Origin of the sequence: Caballeronia glathei, assembly GCF_000698595.1 — a bacterium.
Taxonomy (GTDB): domain Bacteria; phylum Pseudomonadota; class Gammaproteobacteria; order Burkholderiales; family Burkholderiaceae; genus Caballeronia; species Caballeronia glathei.
Genome location: NZ_JFHC01000148.1, coordinates 1 through 6,172, shown reverse-complemented (window position 1 = coordinate 6,172; position 6,172 = coordinate 1). Strand labels below are relative to the sequence as shown.

Here is a 6,172-nt window from a genome sequence, read left to right as displayed (position 1 = left end):
CCACCCACTGAGAATTCAAAAGAGGCATTTTCCGGAATATCTCCAGCACGCCGGATGTTTTCAGGTACACGCAGACACATTGAACCTGAGGGGTAGATATCGACGTTTGCAGACGTTCATTATGTTGAAAGATTTCCGACGAACGACGATCGCGTTGTCGATCGGATCTTCGCAACGGCGCATCGTACTCCGGAACGCGTGCTTTTGTTTGCAAATGGCAATGAATTTTCCGCAACAACTGAATGACGACGCATTGCGTCTCGCCCACGGAATGCTCGCGCTGGGCCTGAAGCCGGGCGAGCGCGTCGCCGTGCAACTCGGCAATCGGGCGGAGGCGGCCGCTATCGTGACCGCGTACCTTACGACCGGCGAGATTTTCGTGCCCCTCAATCCCGCGTACACGGCCGCCGAAATGGATGCGTATCTACGCAAGTGCATCGCCCTGCAAATCGGTAGCTCGTTCTCGTATGTGGACTGAAAAGCGGAAGATCTGAGAATAAACACGGAAGGAAATGGGACCGAAAGGAAAGCGCTGGTGCTCGGGGCTGGGGCACCGAATTCCGAACTCATAGTGGGTGCCTTAATGGAATGGCTCGATGCATGCCCCAAGGGGGGCGATCCTAAAGAGGCACTAACCCGTTGGCCCGATGTTGGTGTACACGATCAGATCTACAATTGGCTTCCGGCGAACTACGAGGTATTCATGAAGCCTGGCGTGGCGGCATCTATGTATCGTCGTGCCCTGTCTTCCTCACCCTTCACGAAGCCGCTTTTTGACCTATTTTCCGAAAATTCCGCCACGGGACTATGGGCGGACGCAGCACGTCATTTTTTGCATGTCTTTCGCCTACTGACCTCACAGCGGGCAGCCGAGGATTGAGCGCACACATGCACTTTGCGGAAGGCGCGATCGATTTCGACGCATTGCGAACAATTGATCCGGATTTTTACATCAGCGCCTATCACCTGTCAGATAGAAAGATGGAGGTTTGGGGCAAAGACATGGTCACTGCGCAGACATTGCGTGCCGCGTTGTCTTCTCCGTTCATTTATTCGCCCTGCTCGGTGGGTGGTGTTGAATGTATCGAGGGCGCAGTCCTAAGGCCACTAAACTTCGATCTACTGCTTTCGGACGATGAAGATCCTTTCGGGCGTCATAGCGATATCGACAATGTCATTGTTCTTGATATCCCTAGATCGGAGAAGCTTATCCAGTTGCCCCGCAATCTCTACGATGCGTGGGTGCGATCGATCATGGTCCCGCTTGGTCAGGCAGCGAGGAATGAGTTGGAGTTGTTTCAACTGAAGAACGCGAATACCCGCAATGGAAACCCGCCGAGGAAGATTCTCGTGCCGGACCTCACGGCGAGCATATCGGACGACTACTGGCCGAAAGTCATCGACTGGTCCTCATCGAACATGCATTTCCTGTTCGATGTCGGCTACGCTGCGGTCGTCCAATTGTGCAATGACATGGCAAGATCTCGCATATGCCCCCGGGACCGGGAGGAAGCGAGCATCTGGGTCATCCGCTTGAACAAGGCGCTTGGGCCGTCGTGCATCGCGTGAACCAGTGAAACCTGCGCATTGGCTCCGGGTCGAGTAATCTCCGGTCTGGTGCCGGTCAACGTTTGGAGATGTTCCTTGACGCTCGCCATCGTCGAATATCCAGCAAATCCTTCGTCAAAGCAGCAGGAGAGATGGAGGCACGAGTTTGAGAATCAGTGTGGCATGACGTGCCCGCGAGATCTTGGAGAAAATTTCACCTCCTGGTCCAAAACGTGGAATGCCGGTCAGGTGGGTGTCCTGGATGCCCGCGTGAGGGATCAAACATGGGCCTCCCTATTGCAGGGCAGATGCCCGGTGGGTGAAGATTACGTGTTCGTGAAGGTCATTGCGAGCGGTTCGGTAATCATCTCACAGCATGGTGAGGAAAGGTCTTTTCCCGTGGGTAGCGTGTTGACCGTAGACGGCGCGTGGCCGTTTCAGGAGCGTTTTCTCGGTTCAACTCGTCTCATAGCTCTAAGAATTCCCAAACAGGCGCTCAAGGCGCGTGGGTACGCCTACGGCTCGCGTCGAATCATTGTTCCTGAACTGTCATCTCCGGACGTTACCTTTCTTAGAGACTTGTTGATCTGTGTCGCTGGTCAGATGGAACTTCCCAGTCTGCAATTTCGGGAGAGAGTTGGTGAACAGACACTAGACATGATGGAGACGTTGCTAAGTGGCCCGACCGGTTATTTAGTGTCCGGACGATCCGACATTATTATTCTTCGTGCGAAGACAATGATCGCGAGACGTCTTGGCGATTCCCGCCTGAACATCGAGCAGATTGCGACTGAGCTTCGCATCTCGGCAAATTACCTGGCGAAACTATTTAGAAGGGAAGGAACGACCGTTATGCGTTACGTTCTAGAGCAACGCCTTGATAGGGCCCGTAGTCTCGTAAAGCAATTCGGCCAACACCGCATGCAGATACAGGAGATCGCATACATATGCGGCTTTGAATCGCCATCGCACTTTAGCCGTATGTTTAAGCAGCACTTTGGTGTCTCCCCACGGGATGCGGCTGGCGCGTGATCGAACCTCAATCTCGATGTCCGTGCCTACACCCTCCTGACTTGAACCTGCGCTTGTACAGCGCGATACGCGGTCGCGCTAAGGTTGGAGAATTTGATTGTTGACGAAACTCGCGGGGCAGGGGATATTTCAGCGCGCTGTGCGGATGCGACTCGTTATTGTGATCGAACGCAATGACCAAGTTTACCGCGCCGTTCTGGTGTCGGGCTCCGGCATCCACTAAACATAGTCACTCGGTGTCCGATCAGGGCCGGGGTCAGCCGGATCGGACCGAATAAATTCATGGCGATAGTTGAAGTTAGCAAGTTTTCATCGATGGTGCTCGCCGCATCATCAAACTGCATGATGCCAGCGTTGTTGAAGACCACGTTCAGGTCTTGATACTCGTTCGGTGAGTGTCTATGAAATAGACGCTATGCTGGATGCGTTCTCGATATCGAGTTCCAGGGAACCCGTTCCCGGGTTGGCAGTAGTCACCTCGTTCAGAAGGTTTTTCCGCCGCACTGAAATGCTGACCTTGTCGCGGAGATCGTGAAAAGCCTCCGCAATACCGCGTCCGATTCCCGATCCCCTACCTGTGAGGAAAGCCATATTGCGTGTCAGTTTCATTGTTCCATTTCCTGTATGTGCGCTCATGTCGGCGTCGAAGCTGATGCTCTATCGAATCGCGGAGCCATCTCTTGAAAGTCGGCTACCTTGCCGGCCGTGTCCCCATTCTTGGGGCCACCTGATAACACACTAGCCGAGGAGATATTCCATTCGTATTTAGCAGGCTAAGCGTCCCCTAACTTATAGTGTTAGTAGCTCGGATGATTCAGAGCCTTTTGCGGCAAGCTCGTGACGCGGCGAGGTGCCATAGCGCTCCCTAAACGCGCGGCTAAAGTGCGAGGGTGTCGAAAACCCGCAGCGATACGCGATATCGCTGATCTGCGCGCGGCCCTGGGAGCGCCTCAGCATGTCCACCGCCAGTTCGAGGCGGCTTTCCCACACATAGCGCATGACGGGCTGGCCTGCGCCGCGGAAAAGCCTGCTCAGGTGCGCGTCCGATACGCAGGCCGCCGAGGCGATCAGCGAAACCGTTAGCTCCGGATTGCGCAGGTTCTGCGCGATAAAGCGCCTAGCGCGAAACAGCGTCGCATCGCTGCAGCGCGTACGCGTCAGTGCAGCAGGGTCATCGATGAACAAATCGATCAGTTCGAGCATCTGATTGCCCTGGCGACGCCGCAGACCCACGCTCGTCTCGCCGCGCTGCGCGGCGATAGACATCACGAGTTCAGCGATCGCGCGCGTATCGGCGGCGGACATATCGGGCGTGATCAGGCCGCGCAGATCGTGCCGTAGCCCGCGCTCCTTCAGCGCATTCGACGGAAAACGCAGCGCGATTATATGGGTTGGCTCACCGAACGACTGCCTGTACGCGTGCGACGATTCGATGAGCACGATTTCGCCGGGTCCGATGCGCCGCGCTTGCCCGCCTTGTTCGATATGCATCGCGCCGGTCCTGACGAGGTTCAGGTCCAGCCATGTATCGCCACAGTCGGCAAGCGGTGTCAACGACATATGCGCAAGATGACCGTCCACCATGTCGAGCCGTCCGAGGCTCCATACGTTGACGCTCGAGCCGGCGGGTTCGCCCGACCCGTATTCGCAGTCGAGCCGCAGCATGCCCGCGCTGTCATGGCGCCAGCTGTCTTTGCCGTTTGGATCGCCAGTCAGCACCACGCGGCGGAGATAATCGCTTTTGTATGTCGTCATGACGTTGTCGATACAACCGGCGATAGCGCAGCGCCCTCGCTGCTGCACAAGAGAACTGGGGCACCGAGCGCTTATTACAGGCTAGGCGCTGCAACGTGCGTGAACGGCCGCGCAGCGAGACACGACGGCAAATAGCGCGCCCTTTGACCAAATTACGCGTCGGTTCCCGGAACACTTCGCCGCACACGGCTCCTCTACGTGGTCCCTACCGCACCGCTCGCGTCGTCGCGCTGCAGGACGGTTCGTTTCATATCCGCAATTGTCAGCCGCAGTTCCCGCAACATGTTAGCAACGTGGCAACACGTCACCCCGAATGCGCGCGAAACGTTAGCTCCTGGTATAGCCAATGCGCTAAAGCGACGACACTATCCGTTTTCCTACCTATCGTGATTGGTCAATTTAGGTAAACCGATTCTTACCTCAATGCCTTAACGCGGGAGAACCGTCTGCAATACATCAAAGCACGCTGCTTTCTCACAAGTACCTCGTGTTCTACAGTGTAAGAAAGCAACGTACTTCATTGAATGTGCATGATAGATCGAAAGAGACGGAGTCAGATATCCTGAAACAGGACTTTTACATGATCGAAATGCTCCTGTCCTTGATTCAGCTGGTTTCAGTCAATTCGGCGTGAAGCTATGCCAGTACGTTCTACCTCCGAGCAATTCTTTCAGTAAACTAACCTCCTTATGACATCGGACCTGCTCGTCGCCCATCCATATCGAGACGGAATCATGGGTAACATAACGGTGGTATGGGACACTCCCTGGAATAAGGACGCACCGCTGGGTGTTATTGCCTGCACGCCCCGCAGGTGACACGGTCTTCGCAGTCCTGCGTTCGTCAAGAATCGGAACAATTACGGCTGTAACCGGAATTGGTCAAACGCTCCTTATTGCATTCCTCGGGAATCGTATGCCGCCAAACTTCGATGCGTCAGAAAAACAGGCTACTCAACTGCGGGAAGTCGCCTGGGTTCGATTAAGGCGGCTGCTTGTGTGGTTACTGTTGTTTGGCATCTTTCTGCGCTATGCCTGCACATGGGTGTCAGCATTGAGCGGAGCCTCCCTTTTCAGCGTGGGCGCTACCGGATTCACGGTGCTCTTCGCGGCCTTTTCGATCTTGCACGCTGGCGATGTGCTCGGCTGGCGTCGGGCGCTATTATTCCTGCTGGTCTGTGTGGCTGTATCTTGGGGATTCGAGTCCGTTGGCGTTGCAACCGGCGCGGTATATGGCGATTACCACTACGGTAAAGCGCTCGGCGCGAAGATAGCGGGCGTCCCACTCATCATTCCGTTGGCCTGGTTCATGATGGTGTATGCGAGTTGGATCGTGGCGCACGTTCTTCTCGAGGGCGCCAGCACTCCCTCGTCGGTCAACGGCGCACTTGCGCGGGCACTCATCGCTTCGACAGCGATGACCGCGTGGGACGCGGTAATGGACCCCGGTAAAGCAAAGTCCGGTGCCTGGATTTGGGAGAAGGGCGGCCCCTACTTCGGTGTTCCGTTCCAGAATTTCGTGGGATGGATCGCAACTACAGGCGCTATCTATGTGATAGTCGCAGTCGCCTTGCGATTTGTGCCGCCGCGCCCGCAGGTTCGCAGCAGTACACGCTTTTATACCGGACTGCCCGTCCTGGCTTATGCACTTGTCGCTTTTGACCATCTTCTGATCGAGACAATTCCGGAATTGCACATCGTGGCGGCATTCGGCATCTGTCTTGTCGCGTTGCTCGCGATTCTGCGATTAATACTGGTGCCGGATGCGATAGCGTTGCCGGACTAAGCTTTCTGCGCTCTCGTCGAATAGGATTCGTACGGGCTCCGCATGCGGGTGT

The 6,172-nt window shown here is 55.6% G+C and carries 6 protein-coding genes and 1 pseudogene; 4 read left to right on the top strand and 3 right to left on the bottom strand.

Translation table 11 applies throughout. The features are described from left to right. The 3 genes from BG61_RS43800 to BG61_RS37390 all read left to right on the top strand — a co-directional run. Positions 1 to 478 (top strand): AMP-binding protein (locus BG61_RS43800; protein WP_206540636.1); only part of this gene is annotated, 478 nt, incomplete at its 5' end. Positions 479 to 888: 410 nt separating this feature from the next. After that, positions 889 to 1,569, top strand: coding sequence for a patatin-like phospholipase domain-containing protein (locus tag BG61_RS41635; RefSeq protein WP_051673082.1), 681 nt, complete (start codon positions 889 to 891; stop codon positions 1,567 to 1,569). Between the two features lie 75 nt (positions 1,570 to 1,644). Next, positions 1,645 to 2,580, top strand: a complete 936-nt coding sequence (locus tag BG61_RS37390; RefSeq protein WP_129572280.1) for a helix-turn-helix transcriptional regulator — start codon at positions 1,645 to 1,647, stop codon at positions 2,578 to 2,580. A gap of 82 nt (positions 2,581 to 2,662) precedes the next feature. Here the strand turns inward: BG61_RS37390 and BG61_RS45185 are convergent. From BG61_RS45185 to BG61_RS37385, 3 genes and pseudogenes are all read right to left on the bottom strand, one after another. Continuing rightward, positions 2,663 to 2,799: pseudogene (locus BG61_RS45185) on the bottom strand (IS3 family transposase); the annotation flags it as partial. A gap of 180 nt (positions 2,800 to 2,979) precedes the next feature. Then, positions 2,980 to 3,189 carry a hypothetical protein gene (locus BG61_RS42575; protein ID WP_129572279.1) on the bottom strand — a complete coding sequence of 70 codons (210 nt, stop codon included), beginning with the start codon at positions 3,187 to 3,189 and terminating at the stop codon, positions 2,980 to 2,982. A gap of 180 nt (positions 3,190 to 3,369) precedes the next feature. Continuing rightward, complete coding sequence (locus tag BG61_RS37385; protein ID WP_035938278.1) at positions 3,370 to 4,335, bottom strand: AraC family transcriptional regulator; 966 nt, start codon at positions 4,333 to 4,335, stop codon at positions 3,370 to 3,372. Between the two features lie 915 nt (positions 4,336 to 5,250). Here BG61_RS37385 and BG61_RS39655 point away from each other — a divergent pair. After that, positions 5,251 to 6,120, top strand: a complete 870-nt coding sequence (locus tag BG61_RS39655) for a carotenoid biosynthesis protein (RefSeq protein ID WP_052040579.1) — start codon at positions 5,251 to 5,253, stop codon at positions 6,118 to 6,120. Positions 6,121 to 6,172: the final 52 nt, after the last annotated feature.